This window comes from Bradyrhizobium sp. (assembly GCF_004799445.1).
Classification (GTDB): Bacteria; Pseudomonadota; Alphaproteobacteria; order Rhizobiales; family Xanthobacteraceae; genus Bradyrhizobium.
Genome location: NZ_SSNA01000207.1, coordinates 23,271 through 40,263, shown reverse-complemented (window position 1 = coordinate 40,263; position 16,993 = coordinate 23,271). Strand labels below are relative to the sequence as shown.

At 64.1% G+C, this 16,993-nt stretch carries 16 protein-coding genes; 6 read left to right on the top strand and 10 right to left on the bottom strand.

Going from position 1 to position 16,993, the window contains the following annotated elements; all coding sequences use genetic code 11:
- Positions 1-110: 110 nt before the first annotated feature.
- Positions 111-932 (bottom strand): substrate-binding domain-containing protein, encoded by an 822-nt coding sequence (locus E8A46_RS27235; protein ID WP_291567791.1) that lies wholly within the window; start codon positions 930-932, stop codon positions 111-113.
- The gene (locus E8A46_RS27230) at positions 929-1,588 is read right to left on the bottom strand and encodes an ABC transporter permease (protein WP_291567789.1); all 660 of its coding nucleotides are present in this window, start codon (positions 1,586-1,588) and stop codon (positions 929-931) included. The genes E8A46_RS27235 and E8A46_RS27230 overlap by 4 nt, the downstream gene beginning before the upstream one ends.
- 390 nt (positions 1,589-1,978) lie before the next feature.
- On the opposite strand from E8A46_RS27230, the gene E8A46_RS27225 reads away from it, so the two are divergent.
- Entirely contained in the window at positions 1,979-2,410 is a 432-nt protein-coding gene (locus E8A46_RS27225; RefSeq protein ID WP_291567787.1) for a hypothetical protein, read from the top strand.
- Between the two features lie 822 nt (positions 2,411-3,232).
- Here E8A46_RS27225 and E8A46_RS27220 read toward each other — a convergent pair.
- The 3 genes from E8A46_RS27220 to E8A46_RS27210 form a co-directional block, all read right to left on the bottom strand.
- Positions 3,233-3,667 carry a hypothetical protein gene (locus E8A46_RS27220; RefSeq protein WP_291567785.1) on the bottom strand — a complete coding sequence of 145 codons (435 nt, stop codon included), beginning with the start codon at positions 3,665-3,667 and terminating at the stop codon, positions 3,233-3,235.
- A gap of 66 nt (positions 3,668-3,733) precedes the next feature.
- The gene (locus tag E8A46_RS27215) at positions 3,734-4,117 is read right to left on the bottom strand and encodes a DUF883 family protein (protein ID WP_291567784.1); all 384 of its coding nucleotides are present in this window, start codon (positions 4,115-4,117) and stop codon (positions 3,734-3,736) included.
- A 90-nt stretch (positions 4,118-4,207) separates the two neighbouring features.
- Positions 4,208-5,329 carry an AI-2E family transporter gene (locus E8A46_RS27210; RefSeq protein ID WP_291567782.1) on the bottom strand — a complete coding sequence of 374 codons (1,122 nt, stop codon included), beginning with the start codon at positions 5,327-5,329 and terminating at the stop codon, positions 4,208-4,210.
- Positions 5,330-5,562: 233 nt separating this feature from the next.
- Here E8A46_RS27210 and E8A46_RS27205 point away from each other — a divergent pair, with 233 nt between their 5' ends.
- Both E8A46_RS27205 and E8A46_RS27200 read left to right on the top strand, forming a co-directional pair.
- Positions 5,563-6,369 (top strand): L,D-transpeptidase, encoded by an 807-nt coding sequence (locus E8A46_RS27205; protein WP_291567780.1) that lies wholly within the window; start codon positions 5,563-5,565, stop codon positions 6,367-6,369.
- 33 nt (positions 6,370-6,402) lie between these two features.
- Positions 6,403-7,050, top strand: a complete 648-nt coding sequence (locus E8A46_RS27200; RefSeq protein ID WP_291567795.1) for a DUF2865 domain-containing protein — start codon at positions 6,403-6,405, stop codon at positions 7,048-7,050.
- A gap of 37 nt (positions 7,051-7,087) precedes the next feature.
- Here the strand turns inward: E8A46_RS27200 and E8A46_RS27195 are convergent, their stop codons facing one another.
- Positions 7,088-9,181, bottom strand: a complete 2,094-nt coding sequence (locus E8A46_RS27195) for a HAMP domain-containing methyl-accepting chemotaxis protein (RefSeq protein WP_291567778.1) — start codon at positions 9,179-9,181, stop codon at positions 7,088-7,090.
- Positions 9,182-9,381: 200 nt separating this feature from the next.
- Here E8A46_RS27195 and E8A46_RS27190 point away from each other — a divergent pair, with 200 nt between their 5' ends.
- Positions 9,382-9,537, top strand: a complete 156-nt coding sequence (locus E8A46_RS27190; RefSeq protein WP_291567776.1) for a Thivi_2564 family membrane protein — start codon at positions 9,382-9,384, stop codon at positions 9,535-9,537.
- A 111-nt stretch (positions 9,538-9,648) separates the two neighbouring features.
- On the opposite strand, the gene E8A46_RS27185 is transcribed toward E8A46_RS27190, so the two are convergent.
- From E8A46_RS27185 to cysD, 4 genes are all read right to left on the bottom strand, one after another.
- Complete coding sequence (locus tag E8A46_RS27185) at positions 9,649-9,849, bottom strand: CsbD family protein (RefSeq protein WP_079565037.1); 201 nt, start codon at positions 9,847-9,849, stop codon at positions 9,649-9,651.
- Positions 9,850-9,910: 61 nt separating this feature from the next.
- Positions 9,911-12,073, bottom strand: a complete 2,163-nt coding sequence (locus tag E8A46_RS27180) for a malate synthase G (protein ID WP_291567771.1) — start codon at positions 12,071-12,073, stop codon at positions 9,911-9,913.
- A 159-nt stretch (positions 12,074-12,232) separates the two neighbouring features.
- Entirely contained in the window at positions 12,233-14,149 is a 1,917-nt protein-coding gene (gene cysC, locus E8A46_RS27175; protein ID WP_291567770.1) for an adenylyl-sulfate kinase, read from the bottom strand.
- Between the two features lie 23 nt (positions 14,150-14,172).
- Positions 14,173-14,967, bottom strand: a complete 795-nt coding sequence (cysD, locus tag E8A46_RS27170) for a sulfate adenylyltransferase subunit CysD (RefSeq protein WP_291567793.1) — start codon at positions 14,965-14,967, stop codon at positions 14,173-14,175.
- A gap of 255 nt (positions 14,968-15,222) precedes the next feature.
- Here cysD and cysG point away from each other — a divergent pair, with 255 nt between their 5' ends.
- Positions 15,223-16,674: a siroheme synthase CysG gene (gene cysG / locus E8A46_RS27165; RefSeq protein ID WP_291567767.1), complete on the top strand. Its 1,452-nt coding sequence runs from the start codon at positions 15,223-15,225 to the stop codon at positions 16,672-16,674.
- Complete coding sequence (locus E8A46_RS27160) at positions 16,671-16,985, top strand: DUF2849 domain-containing protein (protein WP_291567765.1); 315 nt, start codon at positions 16,671-16,673, stop codon at positions 16,983-16,985. The genes cysG and E8A46_RS27160 overlap by 4 nt, the downstream gene beginning before the upstream one ends.
- Positions 16,986-16,993 lie beyond the last annotated feature (8 nt).

Sequence of the window (16,993 nt, the reverse complement as noted above, 5' to 3'; positions counted from 1 at the left end):
CGATCAAGCTCCCTTGATGAGTATGCGCCCCGCTAGGTTGGTGTACGGACCCGGTTCGGCTCCGCGACCGATCTTGTATTGAAAATGAATTCGCGCCGCTTCGAGAGCAATCACTTCGGCCTATCCGCCGACGGATTGAACAATCTCTCCCCGTTCACCTGATACGCGCCGATCGCCTGCTGGCCGTCGGGGGACACCAGCCAGTCCGCAAACACCTTTGCGGGGCCAAGTCTTGCGCCGGCGTGTTTTTGCGGGTCGAGTTCGATGACGTCGTAGCGGTTGATCAGGCGCGGGTCGCCCTCGACGGCGATCACCAGCGAGCCCTTGTTCGCAAAGCTGAGCCAAGTGCCGCGGTCGGTCAGCGTGTAGGCGTTGATGGCGCTGGCGGCATTCAGCGCCTGGCCCATGCCGCCGCCAATGTCGCGGTACCATTTTTCCCTGATCGGCGCGGTTTGTCCGGCGATTTTCCAGAGCCGCAGTTCGGCTGCGTTGGTGCCGCTGTTGTCGCCGCGCGACACGAAGGGCGCCTGCGCGGAAGCAATGGCTTTGAAGGCCGCGACGCTGTCGCTGCTGCCCCGCAGATGCGCCGGATCGGCGGACGGACCGACAATGACAAAATCATTCCAGGCGATCTGCCGGCGCGTGACGCCGTGGCCCTCGCCGATGAATTGCTGCTCGGCTTCGGGATCGTGCACCAGCAGCAGATCGGCATCGCCCCGTCGCGCAGTGTCCAGCGCCTTGCCCGTTCCTTGCGCGACGACATGGACCGCGATTCCTGTCTTCGCGGTAAATTGCGGAAGGATGTTTGTCAGCAGGCCGGAAGCTTCGACCGAGGTGGTGGAGGCCAGAGTAATGGATTGCGCCGCCACGGCGCCGGAATGAAGGGCGAAAGCCGTCACCATCAACGCCAACAGGGATCGAATGTGGGTCATGCTTCGTCGCTCCCCGCGGTTCGCGCGCGGCCGGCCAGGGCGAACACGGTCGCGCTGATCGAAATGCTGATCCCGACCAGCACCGCACCGAGCGCGAGCGCCAGTGACAGTTCGCCCTGACTTGTCTGCAGCGCAATGGCCGTGGTCATGGTTCTCGTGAGCCCTCGGATATTGCCGCCGACCAGGATCACCGCGCCGACTTCGGAGATGGTGCGGCCGAAGCCGGCCATGACCGCCGTCAACAGCTCGGCGCGGATGATGCGAAGAATCGGCGGAATCGCTTGCATTCGCGAGGCCCCGTCGCAGATCAGCTCGTCACCATAGCGCGCCCAGGCCCGTTCGCTGGAGCGATGGACCAGCGCGGTCATGATCGGGATCGCCAGGATCGCCTGCGCGATCACCATGGCGGCGGGGGTAAACAGCAATTGGAGGAAGCCGAGCGGGCCGGAACGCGACAGCGCGAGATACAGGATCAACCCGACCACGACCGGCGGCAGGCCGAAAAACGCATTCACCAGAACGACCAGCAGCCGCCGTCCGCGAAAGGAAAAAATCGCGAGCGCCGCCCCGAGCGGCAGGCTGATGGCCGCCGCCAGCGCGGTCGCCGTCAGGCTGACGCCGATCGAAAGCCCGACAATCCCGAAAAAATCGCCCAATGCCCCACCACCCGAATGCAGGGAACTGTTGCTGCACGTGGACACGCCGCGCGTCAATGTCGCCCCTCACCGTCGAGCTGCGATGGATCCCGGGCAGGTAATAGCGAGACTTCGGGGGAATCGGAGTGCGGTCGATTATTCGACCTAAAATCAACCGGATAACCGACAAAAAGCAGGGCGCGGCTGGCATCACCACAGCCGCGCCCTACAGCGCCGGTCAATGGGGCAGGGGGGATAACCGGCTGCCGAAATGACGCACAGGCCCCCGGAGTCGTTCCGGCCCCGGTCAGAAATTTTAGACACGGTTAAGTGATTGCGGGTTCCCCGAAACCTTGTGGTTCCCGCCGCGTTGTTGGCCTGATCGCCATGGGGCGAGGACGGCGGCAAAACATGTCACGGCTGGCAATCGGGATTTTTGGTGCGATCGCACTCTCGCTGACTTTCGGCGCGGCGCAATTGGCGTCGGGCCGCGATCTGTCCGAAGCCTCGCAGGACCGTCTGCAACAAGACCGTTTGCAGAAGGCCTTTCAGGAGCCTTTGACCACCGGCACAACCGCCATCAACCGCGCCGCCAAAGCCGACCGTGTGGCCGGCGTCGCGGGATCGCCGGGGCGGACGCGAACGATTGCGCTTCGGCTGGAAGGCTTTGCCGATACCTCTTTCCTGGTCCGCGTGGCGGTGGCCAACGGCGCCGACGACGCTTCATCCCCGCCGGCCCTAATCAAGCCCGGTAGCCGCAAGATGATGGTGGCCTGCGAGCCCGTTGTCAGCGTATTGACCGAAGTCGCCAAGCGGCTTCAGCCCGGCCGTTGCATGACCTGAGAGTTTCGGTCGTCGTTGCCTGCGACAAACGCGAAGCGTTTGCGCAAGGAGCCAACGGGTCGCGCGAATGCGCGCCCGATGACCGGCTCTGCGAAGCAATCCATCGAGCGGGTGAAGCATTCCGGAGCGAGGCCCGACTGATTTGCCCGACGGGCTGTTGGTCGATTTTCCTATCCAGCCCTTCCCGCAAAAATTTTCCGCTTTCCCCGTCGGGCAAATCATCTCTACAAACTCGCCCCGTCCCGCCCCACAGAGGGGCGGCTCGCGATCGTCACGGACGCGGGGCGGGATGCGATGGACGCGGATGCGCTCTTGACGAATGGCGCTTGATGCGGACGGCGAAGTCGTGTGGTCCTGACGCCTCGGCGCTGGTGTCAAGTTGGCGGAGGTAACTTCGCCAGTGACGGTGTCAACAAGCCGATCACCGGGGAGAGCACGAGATAAGCCGTAAAACCATTGCGCGGGGAATGCCGGGTGTTTCCGGTGTGACCTGACTAACGCGTGTGCTTTTGTGCTTTCTACCCCCGCACACGCGGCAGCGGGCGCATCGGGCGCCCGGCATTCCCCGCGCCCTCTGATTTCAGAGGGCGGGAATTTACAGGCAAAACTCGCGCGAAAGGCGCGGCGAGATTGCGAAGGTGTGTCTTGCCGTCATTGCGAGCGAAGCGAAGCAATCCAGCTTTGGTGCAGCAATGAAAGATGGATTGCTTCGTCGCGGAGCCTGTCATCGGGCGCGCATTCGCGCGACCCGTTGGCTCCTCGCAATGACGTCTGAATTGGCTGTTTGAAAGTTGAATCTGTGACACAGGGTAGCGCGCCTGGTCACTCCGCCGGCGCTTCGTCCGCGGAAGCGTGGCGGCTGGCCAGCAATCCCAGCGCCAGGCCGCCGACCGCCAGAATCGGGATCAGCCTCTTGACGCCGATGGCGCGGACCACCTGGATGCCGACGGCGACCAGCATCGGATCGGCCAGCGCGGTGTGGACCGCGGATTTCGCGGCTTCCGCCGCGCGCGCCTGCGCCTTGTTCCTGCGCACCACGTAAAAGCCGGCCGCGACCAGCGCGACGACCAGGAAGATGCCGGCGCCGGTCAGGCAGGCCTGGATCAGGCCATAGGTCTGCAGCACGTAGACAAAGGCCGCCGCGCACAGAAATGAGAGGGTGAAGAACCCTGCCACGGCCACCGCTGTCGCGAGCGACGTCAGCTGCAAGGCGGAGCCGGCCTTTTCCTTGAACCCATCGATCATGTGCGCGAACATCTGGACGCCCGTTTCAAATTGGCAGCATCGAATCCGAGGCGGTCCTTGCGGGCCGCGCGCCTGGCGCTAGCGGCGCCACGTCACGCCGATCAGAAAGCCAAGGCCGAGCGCGAGGCCAACGGTCGCGAGCGGACGCTGCGCGATGACGTCCTCGAGCGTTTCCTCGATCGACAAGGCCGCGTCATGGGCGGCGTCCATGGCAGCACTGCCGCGCTCGGAAATATCGTCGACCGCGGAATCCACGTTGGCGCGCGCCTGCTTGTAGCCGCGGCGCGCCTGCTTCTGGGCGGTACCGGCGAAGGAATTGAGCGCGTCGGTGATCTGGTCAGTGAGAGCTGAGATATCGTGTTTCACGGCTGCAACATCCTTTTCAAGGCGTTCATACTGGACGCGTTCCTGGGCTTTATCCGTCAGGTTTTTCATTCCGATTTCGCCGTCCGTACTCGACATCAAAAGCTCCTGGCACCCGAACTGAGATACCTCACAAACGCCTCGGCCTAAGGGAAGTTCCCGAAGCGAAACGGGGTGTGCCAAAGCCGGTCAGCCCGACGGCAATTGCGGCGAGTCCGGCGGCCTCAAATGATCCCTGAGGATCAGCGCCACGATCAGAAGCGGCGAAGACAGGAAGCCGCCCATCGGTCCCCAAAGCCAGGTCCAGAAGGCAAGCGCCACGAACACGGCAAGCGCGTTGAGTTCGAGCCTGCGGCCGATAATGGTCGGGGTGACGAAGTGACCCTCGACAAAGGCAAGCCCGACAAAAGCCAGTGGGGCGATCAACCCTGCTCCGATGGTCGAGAACGCGATCACGCCGACCACCGTCAGGATCACGAACATCGCGACCGGGCCAATAATCGGAAGAAAATTCAAGGTCGCGGCCAGCGCGCCGAGCCCGGCGGGATTGGGCATGCCGGTGACCGCGCAGATAATGCCGGTCGCCGCGCCGACGCCGAGATTGATCATCGTCACCGTCAGCAGATAACCGCCGAGATGCTCCTCGATGGCGTTGAGGATCCGCAGCGCCCGCAGCCGCTGATCATGCCCGGTGAAGGTCATGATCAGGGCGCGCCGCAGGTCTCGCCAGCTGGCGATGAACAGGACCAGTGTCGCAAAGAACAGCAGAAATTCGGTGAAGGTCGGCGAGAGGAATTCGACCGTGGGCTGGACCCATTCGAATTTAGGCATCTGAAAAGGCGCGGCTGCGAAGGCGTCGGATCCGCCGACCATGTCCTGGAGATCCCGCCACATCGCCAGCGGCCGGTCGAATACGTGCAGTTTGTCCCTGAGCAGCGTGCCGAGCTCCGGCAGGCGCGTGCTCCATTGCATCAGCGGCGCGGAAATCAGGCCGACGATGAACGCGATGCCGGCGCCGAGCGCGCTCACGACCAGCACCGCCGATACCGCGCGCGGAATTCGATGTCGCTCGAGAAAGCCCGCCGCCGGCGACAGCATGGTGCCGACCACGAATGCCGCCACGATGGGGAGAAAGAACGCTTTCGCCGCATAGAGAACGGCGACGACGGCGATGACCAGCAACGCGACCAGCGCAAAGGCAACGACCTCCGCGCGGCGAATGACCGGCGGTAGTTCGGTTTTGCTGTCAGGCAGGGGTGTACTGGTCGCCGCTTCCCTGGGAAGGGAATGTTCGTTGGGCAGGACACGCAAACAGGCTCTCCCGCTACGGCAAACATGGATGGAAAGCCGCGACGTCAGGCGACGAAACGGCCTCAGGCCAACACAACCCGCAAGGCCCGGTAAAAGTTCCATCGCGCAGTCGTGACGCGCGGTGTTCTTGACAGCGCCTGCTGTATTTGAGTGGCGACGGAACCGTGGCGACGCGGTCGCGTTTATTAGTGACAGGCATCAGCGTGATGCGCATCGCATCCGGGGGGCAGATCATGACACAGACAATCGCAACTCGCCGCAGGCCATCGCCGCGCGCCGCCACTGCGCTGTTGTTCACCGGGGCTCTGTTGTTGACGTCCGCCATCTTCACCGGTGCGGCGAACGCGCAGGCGCTCGGCTACGCCTCAGCGCCGCAAACCGCGTTTCCGTCGGACAACATGATGGCGCCGGCCGACTCCGCGCTGCCGGATGAAGGCGACGGCAGCGTGGTCCCCGACCGGCTGCGCCGCACCGTCGTGGCCCTCGATACCAGCGAGGCGCCGGGCACCGTCATCATCGATACCGGCAACACGATGCTCTATTACGTGCTCGGCCAGGGTCGCGCCATCCGCTACGGCGTCGGCGTCGGCCGCGAGGGGTTCACCTGGTCCGGCGTGCAAACCATCAGCCGCAAGGCGGAGTGGCCGGATTGGCACCCGCCGGCGCAAATGATCGCGCGCCAGCCCTATCTGCCGCGCTTCATGGCCGGTGGCCCCGGCAATCCGCTCGGCGCCCGCGCAATGTATCTCGGCTCCAGCGAATACCGCATCCATGGCACCAACAATCCCTCGACGATCGGCAAGTTTGTTTCCTCGGGCTGCATCCGCCTCACCAATGAGGATGTCGCCGACCTGTTCAGCCGCGTCGATGTCGGTACCAGGGTGGTGGTGATGCCGAAGAATGCGTCGCACCTTCAGGCCAAAGCCACGATCGCCGGAGCGGCGGATGCTCGACCGGCGCAGCTGCGTCCGCGTCCCGTTATGACGCCGCCGCCGGCGGGTCGTCAGGCGATGAACCTTTCGATGTCGTCGCTGTACTGAGGAGTGAGCCTTGTCTCGGAGACGAACATGGTGATGCGATCGGGCTGGCTGACATTGGGCACTGCGGCGGTTTTGGTCGCGCTGGCGCTGGCTCCGGCCGCGCAGGCGGAGGATTTTCTCTCCGCCCTGTTCGGCGCGTTCGGAGGTCACCGGCCGCAGGCACCCGCGATGCCGCTGCCATTTGCAAGTGAAGGCAACTCCCTCGCTCCTGACCCCGATGCCCCGCGTCCGCGCGCCATCTATTCCGGCGGCTCGCAGGCCTATTGCGTGCGCAGCTGCGACGGGCGCTATTTCCCGATATCGGCCGCCGGCAACCAGAGCAAGGCGGCATCCTGCAACAGTTTCTGCCCGGCCAGCGAAACCAAGGTGGTCTACGGCAGCGGTATCGATAACGCCGTCACCGAGAACGGAAAGCCCTATTCCGAACTGCCGAACGCGTTTCGCTACCGCAACGAGTTGGTGGCGGGATGTACCTGCAACGGCAAGGATCCGACCGGTCTCGCCGCGGTCCGAATCGAAGACGATCCGACGCTTCGCAAAGGCGATATCGTGGCAGGCAGCGGCGGGCTGATGGTGGCCGGCCGCGGCGCCGATCGACGGGGCGCATCGCTCAATCTCTCGCCGGCGCCCGAAGCGTTGCGCTCGCACTATCGGCGCGTGCCCGTGGTGGCGTCGGAATAGAAAGCCGGCAGCCGGCGACGACGCTGATTGGAAGAGATCAAGCCGCGCGGATTTTGCCGAGGAACTCGGTGACTTGGCTGCTCAGCTGAAGACTCTGCGTTTCCAGTGTCTCGGAGGCCTGCTTCACCTTCTCCGCTGCTGCCGCCGCGGCATCCGCGTCGGTTTTGACGCCGGTGATATTCTCCGAGACGTTCCTGGTGCCTTGCGCGGCGTGCTGGGTGCTGCGCGTGATCTCTTGGGTGGCAGCACCTTGCTCCTCGACTGCGGCGGCGATCGCGGTGGCGACCTCATTCACCTCGCCGATAATGCCGCCGATGGCCTTGATGGCGTCGATGGCGTCGCTGGCCACCTTCTGGATGTCGGTGATCTGTTCGGAGATATCGTCGGTCGCCTTGGCGGTCTGGCTGGCGAGCGATTTGACCTCGGACGCCACCACGGCAAAGCCCCTGCCGGCCTCGCCGGCGCGCGCCGCCTCGATCGTCGCATTCAGCGCCAGCAGGTTGGTCTGGGCGGCAATGGAATTGATCAACCCGACCACCTCGCCGATCCGCCCGGCCGTTTTGGCCAATCCCTGGACGGTGTCGTCAGTTTCCCGCGCCCGCGTGACGGCGCGCTTGGCGATGCCGGCGGCGTGCGAGGCCTGCCGGCTGATGTCTTCGATCGAGGCGCTCAGTTCCTCTGACGCCGAAGCCACGCTCTCCACGCTGAGCGAGGCCTCTCCGGAGGCCTTCTCCGCGACCTTGACGCGCGAATTGGTCTGGCTGGAGACCGCCGACAGGCCCGCCGAGGTCGTCCTCATCTGGCCGGAAGCATCGTTCAATTGGTCGAGCGTCTGGTGTACCAGGCTCTCGAATTCGCCGACATAGCCTTCGACGGCGCGCTGACGCGCGGCGGCGCCGGTATGGCGTTCGCGCTCCTGTTGTTCGATCCTGAGCTTATCGGCGGCCTGTTGCTTGAAGGTTTCCAGCGCGCCCGCAAGCGCCCCGATCTCGTCGCTGCGCTGCGCATATCCGGTGTCGACGGTCAGATCGCCGGCGGCCACCTTCAGCATCGCATCGCGCATGGTGTGCAGCGGCCGGATCACGCGGCGGCTGACGGCCGTCATGGTGCCGAAGGCCAGGGCGAGCGAGGCGGCCAGAAGCACCAGTTGCAATACCAGCGAGCGCTCGGCTTCGGCATGCTGGGCCAGGGCATAGTCCTTGGCGGTGTCGAGCGCACGTTCAGCGACGGTGACCGCACTGCTCATATGTTCGACCGAGAACGGGCTCCATTCGTTCCCCTTCATTTCGGCCTTCCCGCCGGTCTCCAGGGCGTTCATCAATCGATCGCGAAGCGCCAGGAAATCGGGAGCAAAATAGGCCGTCTTCGCCCCGGCCATCGCCTCGACGAGACTTCGCGGTAACTCGCTTCCCGCCGCCGCGGTCTGCAGCGCAGCCCACGCGGTCTCGATGCCGCCGACGAGCTTGGTGTAGGTTTGCCGGAGGTCGGGCGCCACGCGGCCGGACGACAGGCCATTCGAAATCAGCAGCGAAGCCTCGCCTGCCGTATTGCGCATCAGCCAGGCGAGCTGCTTGATCATCAGCAACTGATCGATCACCGGATCGTTGTGATTCACGGCCGCGGCGATCCGGGTGGACAACTTTTCAAGGATTTCGAGCAATGCCGCGGTGTTTTCCACGTATTCCTTGCCAAGCGCCGGGCGGCGCGAGGCCTTCGGCTTGCTCATGGCGTCCCACGACTCCGCTTCCAGCGCGGTGAACGTCTGGATCAGCCGGTTCAGTTCGGGGACCAGCGTCTTTTGATCGGCAAATTCGATCGACGCCAGCGCTTCGGCCGCTGATCGCGTCGCCGCCAGTTCGGCATCGCGGTGGGAGCGGAGATATTTCTGCACGTCCGGCTGCAGCGTCGCCTCTTCGTTCAGATTGCGGCTGGTGGTCGATCGGTCGCTGCGCAGATTGTGCATTGCCTTGAAAAGATTCGAGGAGGCGCCGGCGACCACCGAAATCCGGCTCGTCATGGTGAGCCGTTCCCACGAATTCCAGGCAGTTAGGCAGAGCATGGCCGTCATGCAGGTGGCCATCAGGACGATGACCGACTTGATCAGCGAAGACACGGTGAGACGATTGAGCATGGGCGGCCCCCAGAAGTTCGCCTACTTAGCCAAAAAAGGGTAAATTTTTAGACAGCGGCCCTGCCGCTATTCCATCAGGCGAGGCCGGTAACGCCGATTTTTCAAGCATTTACGCCGGGCGTTCCCCGGAGGGAACCCCGGAGCGGCTGGCGCATTGAAGGAGGGCGGTTTTTTGCTCACGCGTGTATCAGGGGACTTTAATGCTTGTAAGTGCGCTCGTTACATTTCTGGTCGTTATTCTCATTCTGTATCTGATCAACCTGTTGCCGCTCGACGGGCGCGTCAAACAAATCGTGCGGGTCGTCGTGATCATCCTCGGCGTGATTTCGCTGCTCAAATATATCGCGGTGTTTTAGAAAAGCCTGGATCGCGAGCGCAGGCGAAGCAATCCGGAGCCGCGCATGGCCCCAGTACGGCAACAAAAAGCCCCGGCGAAAACCGGGGCTTCCTTGGCCGATCGGGAAAACTTATTTCAGCGTCCTGAACCAGTCGTCCACATCCCTGTGAATCTGGTCCTTGGCGAAGCCGTAGCGTTGCTGCAGCTTGCCTTCGAGCTGTTCGCGGCGGCCCTCGATCACGTTGAGATCGTCGTCGGTGAGCTTGCCCCATTTTTCCTTGGCGGCGCCCTTGAACTGCTTCCAGTTACCTTCAACCCGGTTCCAATCCATCGTCATCTCCTCTCGCGTTGAGATGACGATATAACGATCGCGATATTCAATCGTTCCGGGATCAGCCCGCCGCCTTGGCCTCGCGGCGCCGCGCCGTCAGGATATATTCGGTGTAGCCGTTCGGCTGCTCGCGTCCCTTGAAGATCAGGTCGCAGGCCGCCTTGAAGGCGGTGCCGTCGAAGGAAGGCGCCATCGGCCGGTAGAGGGAATCGCCCTTGTTCTGGCCGTCCACCACCACCGCCATCCGCTTCAGCGATTCCATCACCTGCTCCCTGGTGATGACGCCCTGATGCAGCCAGTTCGCCAGATGCTGGCTGGAGATGCGCAAGGTCGCGCGGTCTTCCATCAGCCCGATGTCGTGGATGTCGGGCACCTTGGAGCAGCCGACCCCCTGATCGATCCAGCGCACGACATAGCCGAGAATGCCCTGGCAGTTGTTGTCGATCTCCTGCCGGACATCGTCGGGCGCCCAGTTCGACTGCGATACCGGAATGGTGAGAATGTCCGAGAGCCTGGCGCGTGGGCCGCCCTTCGCCAGTTCCTGCTGGCGCGCCAGCACGTTGACCTGGTGATAATGCAGCGCGTGCAGCGTCGCCGCGGTCGGTGAAGGCACCCAGGCGGTGGTGGCGCCGGCCTGCGGGTGCGCGATCTTCTGCACCAGCATGTCGGCCATCATGTCGGGTGCTGCCCACATGCCCTTGCCGATCTGGGCATGGCCGGGCAGCCCGTCGATCAGGCCGATATCGACGTTCCAGTCTTCATAGCCCTTGATCCAGGGCTGGGCCTTCATGTCGTTCTTGCGGATCATGGGGCCGGCTTCCATCGAGGTATGGATCTCGTCGCCGGTCCGATCGAGGAAGCCGGTGTTGATGAAGCAGATACGCTTTGAGGCTTGCTGGATGCAGGCCTTGAGGTTGACGGTGGTGCGCCGCTCCTCGTCCATGATGCCGACCTTGAGGGTGTTGTCCGGCAATGCCAGCATCTTCTCGACCCGGTCGAACAGTTCGCAGGTAAACCGAACCTCGTCGGGACCGTGCATCTTCGGCTTGACGATATAGACCGAGCCGGCGCGGCTGTTGCGTAGCTTCGAGTGGCCCTTGAGATCGTGGATCGCGAGCAGGCCGGCGACAGCGGCATCGAGCAGGCCTTCGGGAATTTCCTCGCCCTTTTCGTCGAGCACCGCATCGGTGAACATGTGATGGCCGACATTGCGCATGAGCAGCAGACTGCGGCCATGCAGCTTGAGTTCCTTGCCGTCGGGCGTCGTGTAGACGCGGTCGGGGTTGAGCGCGCGCGTCAGCGTCTTGCCGCCCTTTTCGAAATCGGCCGTCAATGTGCCGTTCATCAGGCCGAGCGTATTGCGATAGACCAGCACCTTGTCCTCGGCGTCGACGGTCGCCACGCTGTCTTCCATGTCGAGGATGGTGCTGACGGCGGATTCCAGGATCATGTCGGCGACGCCGGCCGGATCATCCTTGCCGATCATGTGGCTGCGGTCGATCCTGATTTCGATATGCATGCCGTTGTTGACCAGCAGGACGGCCGTAGGCGAGGCGGCGTCGCCGTGATAGCCCGCGAATTGCGCGTTCGATTTCAGCGCGGTGGCGTTGCCGCTCTTCAGTTTGACCGCGAGCTGGCCGCTGATGACGCTGTAGGAAGTCACATCGGTGTGGCTGCCGGTCGCCAGCGGCACGGCGGTATCGAGGAATGCCTTGGCTTTCGCGACCACCTTGTCGCCGCGCGCCTTGTTGAAGCCCTTGGCTCCCTCGCTTGGGTCATGCGGGATCGCGTCGGTGCCGTAAAATGCGTCGTAGAGACTGCCCCAGCGCGCGTTGGCGGCGTTGAGCGCGTAGCGCGCATTGGTGAGGGGCACGACCAGCTGGGGTCCGCAGATTTTGCCGATCTCTTCGTCGATATTGGCCGTCTCGACCTTCTGGGTCGCGGGCTCCGGCAGCAGATAGCCAATCTCCTTCAGAAACGCCGTGTAGGCCTTGAGGTCGATCGGCTTGCCCTTGTGGGCGCGGTGCCAGTCGTCGATTTTCGCCTGCAGGGTGTCGCGGAAGGCGAGCAACTCGCGGTTCTTCGGCGCCAGATCCCGGACGATGGCGGCCAGCCCCGCCCAGAACGCGTCGGGCGAAATCCCGGTTTTCGGGGTCGCTTCCTTGGCGATGAAATCAAACAGGACAGGGGCGATCTTCAGTCCGTGGACATCGATACGATTCATGATGGGATTTTTCTCACGGGAAACCGCGTTCAAGCACGGTTTTCAGGGGCAAAAAGGCAAAAGCGCGCCATCAGGGGCGCGACGTTCATGCGCCTTTTAGCGCCAAAGCCGGGCTTAAGAAAAGCCCTTCAATTGCCTAATAGGGCGGCGGGTGCCGGCTCAAATATTGGCAGCCAGATCAATGACTTCGTCGAACAGAACGCCGGTCCTGGTCAGCATCCTCTCGATCTCGTCGGTCGCGTCGGTGACGGAACGTGTCGAGGTATCGAGCTTCAGTTCGCTATCGGTCGGCGGCTGGTAATCGTGGCCGGTGCCGGTGAATGCCGGCAGGGAGCCTGCGCGCGCCTTGGCGTAATGGCCCTTGGGGTCGCGGCTCTCGCACACCTCGGCGGGCGTCGCGACATAGATTTCGCGGAACGCGGCGTCGGCGATGCGGCGCGCCGCGGCACGGTCTTCGAGTGAGGGCGAAACCGCGGCGACGATGGCGATGTGCCCGTTGCGCGCCAGATGGGTGGCGACTTCGGCGAGCCGGCGAATGTTCTCGGTGCGATCACCTTCGGAGAAGCCGAGATCGCGGTTGAGCCCGGCGCGCAGCGTATCGCCGTCGAGCAGGACCGGCGAGCCGCCATGATCGAACAGCCTGCGTTCCAGCGCGCGCGCCAACGTCGATTTTCCGGAGCCCGGCAGTCCCGTCAGCCACACCACCGCGCCGTTGTGGCGATAGCGCGCCGAGCGTTCGTCGGGGCGCAGCGCCGATTCCACCGGCACGATATCGACGGGAATCGCGCGTTGTCCGGCGTCGACCGACAGCACCAACCCGCCGCCGGCGATGCGGCCGCCGACCTCGATCACCAGCCGTCCGGTGCGGGGATTATCGCTGTAGGGATCGGCGGCGATCGGCTGCGCCAGCGCAATGTCGATCTCGCCGACGTGGTTCTTGGCGATCGATCTGGTCTCGACGCTCGACAGATCGCCGGGATCGACGGCCTTCTCGATCGCAACCACGGTGGCGCGGGTTTCCCTCGTGCCGAGCCGGACCAGGATCGAGGCGCCGGTCGCAAGCTCGTGGTCGTGCAGCCAGAAGATACGGGCGCGCAGCCGGCGGGTATCGCGCGGGCTGGTTCCGGCATGGGCGATGACGTCGCCGCGCTCGACGAACAGTTCGCGGTCGAGCGTGATGCCGACCGATCGCCCCGCGGTCTGGGCGCCCTTGACCGGCGTCACCGGCCAGCCCTCGACGCTCCTGATTTTCGCAATCTTGCCGGCGGGCATGATGACGATCTCGTCGCCGGCGGCAAGCTGGCCGGATTCGATGCGGCCCGCGACAATGCGGCGGTCGTCGAATTTGTAGATCGCCTGCACCGGCAACCGCAGCGCAAGCTGCTCCAGCGGACGGGCAGGCTCCAGCGCATCGAGCGCCTCGACCACGGTCGGTCCATGATACCAGCCGGTCCTGGGCGTGCGTGCGGCAACGCCGTCGCCGTCGCGCGCCGAAATTGGAACAACCGCCAGAGGCGTGACGCCGAGCCCGGTCAGATGCGCGGAGATCTCATCGCTGATCTCGGCAAATCGCGCCGCGGAAAAATCAACCCGGTCCATCTTGTTCACAACGACCGCGACCTGTTTGACGCCGAGAAGATGCAGCAGATAGCCGTGGCGCCTGGTCTGGTCGCGCACGCCCTCCAGCGCGTCGATGATCAAAAGCGCGCCGTCCGCCTGCGAGGCGCCGGTAATCATGTTGCGCAGGAATTCGGCGTGGCCGGGCGCATCGATCAGCACCACGTCGCGCGATTGGGTGCGGAAGCGGATCTGCGTGGTGTCGATGGTGATGCCCTGGTCCCGCTCGGTCTGCAGCGCGTCGAGCAGGAACGACCATTCGAACGGCATGCCCCGCCGCGCGCTGACGGCCTTGAGCATTTCCAGCTTGCCTTCCGGCAGGCTGCCGGTCTCATGCAGGAGCCTGCCGACCAGGGTCGATTTGCCGTGGTCGACATGACCGACGATGACGATGCGAACCTGCGGACGCGTGGTGCCATTGGGCGTCGACGATATCGCTGTGGGGACGGCCATGTTCATTGAAATGCTCAACTCGGTATCGGTCAGAGATAGCCGGCGACACGTAGCCGTTCGAAGGCGTCTTCGGTTTCGTGATCGAGCGCGCGGCCGGAGCGCTCCGGCACCCTGGTGCCGTCGAGCTCGATGAGGATTTCGTCGATATTCGAAGCGGTCGAAGCCACCGGATTGGTGATGTCGGCATCGCCCAGCGAGCGATAGCGCTTGCCGTGCCTGGCCAGATACAGCGGAATGATCGGGATGTTTTCGCGCCGCGTGTAGGCCCAGATGTCGGCCTCGGTCCAATGCAGGATCGGGTGAATGCGCAAGTGAGCGCCCGGCGGCGGCGATGCGTTGAACTGGTCCCAGAATTCCGGCGGCTGGTCGCGCACGTCCCATCCGCCCTCGGTGCCGCGCGGCGAGAACACCCGCTCCTTGGCGCGGGTGGCTTCCTCGTCGCGACGGATGCCGGCGATCAAGCCGTCGAAGCCATATTTGGCGAGCGCGAGCTTCAACCCTTCGGTCTTGCGCGCGGCGGATCGCGCCGCCGGCGGCAGCGTGGGATCGATGGTCTCCAGCGGCGGGCAGGGTTCGATCTTCAGATCGAGCTCCCATTCCTTGCCGTAGCGATCGCGAAACGCGTACATCTCCGGAAACTTCTTGCCGGTATCGACATGCATGGCCGGGAATGGCACGCGGCCGAAGAAGGCCTTGCGCGCCAGCCAGATCATCACGTTGGAATCCTTGCCGAGCGACCACAGCAGCGCGAGCTTCTTCAGTCGCGCAAAGGCCTCCCTGAAGATGTAGATGCTCTGGGCCTCGAGCGCGTCGAGATGGTCCATCGAGGGTGCCTGGGCGCGCCCGTCGGTTGAAATTTGCGTGACCGTGGACTGCCCGATCGGGAGGGCCCGATGCAGCCGGTCAGTGGCGTGGTCGTTGTCGAGAAGATGCATCTACCGGCCCTTGGCCTTGGGAGGCGAAAATTCTATAGTTGCGCTGCAATAGAGAAGAAATAATTTTCTCTTTGCGGCCGTTGAATGAGACATATATAGAAAATAATTCCAGTCAACCCCGGAAGTTGGGGAAGCGAGTATCGCATGCGATTCCTGCCGGTATTCCTCGATCTGCAAAGCGGCGTGGTGGTGCTGGTCGGCGCCGGCGATCTGGCGCGCGCGAAACTGCGACTGCTGGCAGCCGCAGGCGCGCGGGTTCGCTGGTATGCCACCGATGGCCATCATGATCTGACCGCTCTTGATTTGCCCGCTCCGGGCGCGGATGAGGCGGCGAGGATAGAGCTTGCGAATGACGATCCGCTGACAGCCGATCTCACCGGCGTCATCGCCATTCTTTGCGCGGGCGCCGGCGCGATCGGGCCGGCGATGTCGGCGCGGGCAAAGGCCGTCGGCCTGCCCGTGAATGTGATGGACGACCTCCAACATTCGACTTTCATCTTTCCCGCCATCGTCGATCGCGGCGACGTGGTGGTGGCCGTCGGCACCGGCGGCGCCTCGCCGGTGGTGGCGCGCCGGGTGCGCGAGCTCATTGAGGCTATGCTGCCCGCCCGGATCGGCGATCTTGCCGGCTTCATCGGCCGCTGGCGCAAGACCATCCACGGCCTGATTCCCGAGTTCGCCTTGCGCCGCCGCTTCTGGGAGCGCGTGGTTGACGGCCCGATCGGTGCGCTGGTTCTCGCCGGGCGTACCGACGAAGCCGAAGCGGCGCTGAAGGGTATTGCCGATCCCTCCGCGTTCGCCGGTTCCCTGCCGTCAGGCCGCCCCGAGGGCAAGGTGACGCTGGTCGGCGCCGGCCCGGGTGATCCGGACTTGCTCACCGTCAAGGCGTTGCGCGCGCTGCAGGACGCCGATGTGGTTTTCTACGATGAACTGGTGTCGCCGGAGATTCTCGATCGTGCGCGCCGCGACGCCGCGCGGATCCCGGTCGGCCGCCGCGTCGGCAAGCCCGGCATCGGCCAGGATGCCGTCAACAACCTGCTGGTCGAAGCTGCGAAATCGGGACGGCGCGCGGTGCGGCTGAAGGGCGGCGATTCCTTTGTCTTTGGCCGCGGCGGCGAGGAGATCGAAGCGCTGCGGCAGGCCGGCATCGCCTATTCGGTTGTTCCCGGAATCACCGCGGGCCTTGGCGCCGCCGCGCAATTCGAAGTGCCGCTCACCTTCCGGCATGAGGCGCTGCGCATCACCTTCCTCACCGCGCACAAGGCCAAAGATGCCGAAGCCGTCGGCTGGTCTACCTTGACGGACGAGAAGATGACGATCGTCGTCTATATGGGCATGACCGCGGCGCCTTCGGTGCGCGCCGGCCTGCTGGCCGCGGGCCGTTCGCCGCAGACGCCGGTCGGCGTATTCGCGCGCGTCACGCGGCCGGACGCCCAGGCCGTCGTCGGAACGCTCGATGGCTTGCCCGGCCTCGTCGAGAAGATCGACGGCGGTCCCGCCATTCTCATCATCGGCGACGTGGTCGCGCACTCCGCGCCGTGGCGCCAGTCGAACCTCGCCCAACTCGTCTCATATTTTCAGGTCGCTGCCGAATGACATCTCCGCTGGAACAAAAGATCAAGATCACCGGTCCTTCCATGGTCACCGCCAACCGCACCCGGGATGGGGTCGTGATCTATCGTACGGCCGCAAGGGATTGGTCGACCGATCTGTCGGATGCGGCGATCGTCCGCACCGCCGATGAAGCGCGCGCGCTGCTCGTCGAATCCGTGGCCGACGATGTCGGCGCGGTCGGCCCTTATATCGCGCCAGTCGAAATCAGGGAAAACGGCAAGATCAAGCCCGGCAACCTGCGCGAACACATTCGTTCGCAAGGTGTCACCATCGATCTTCCGGTTCCGGCATAAGGTCAATC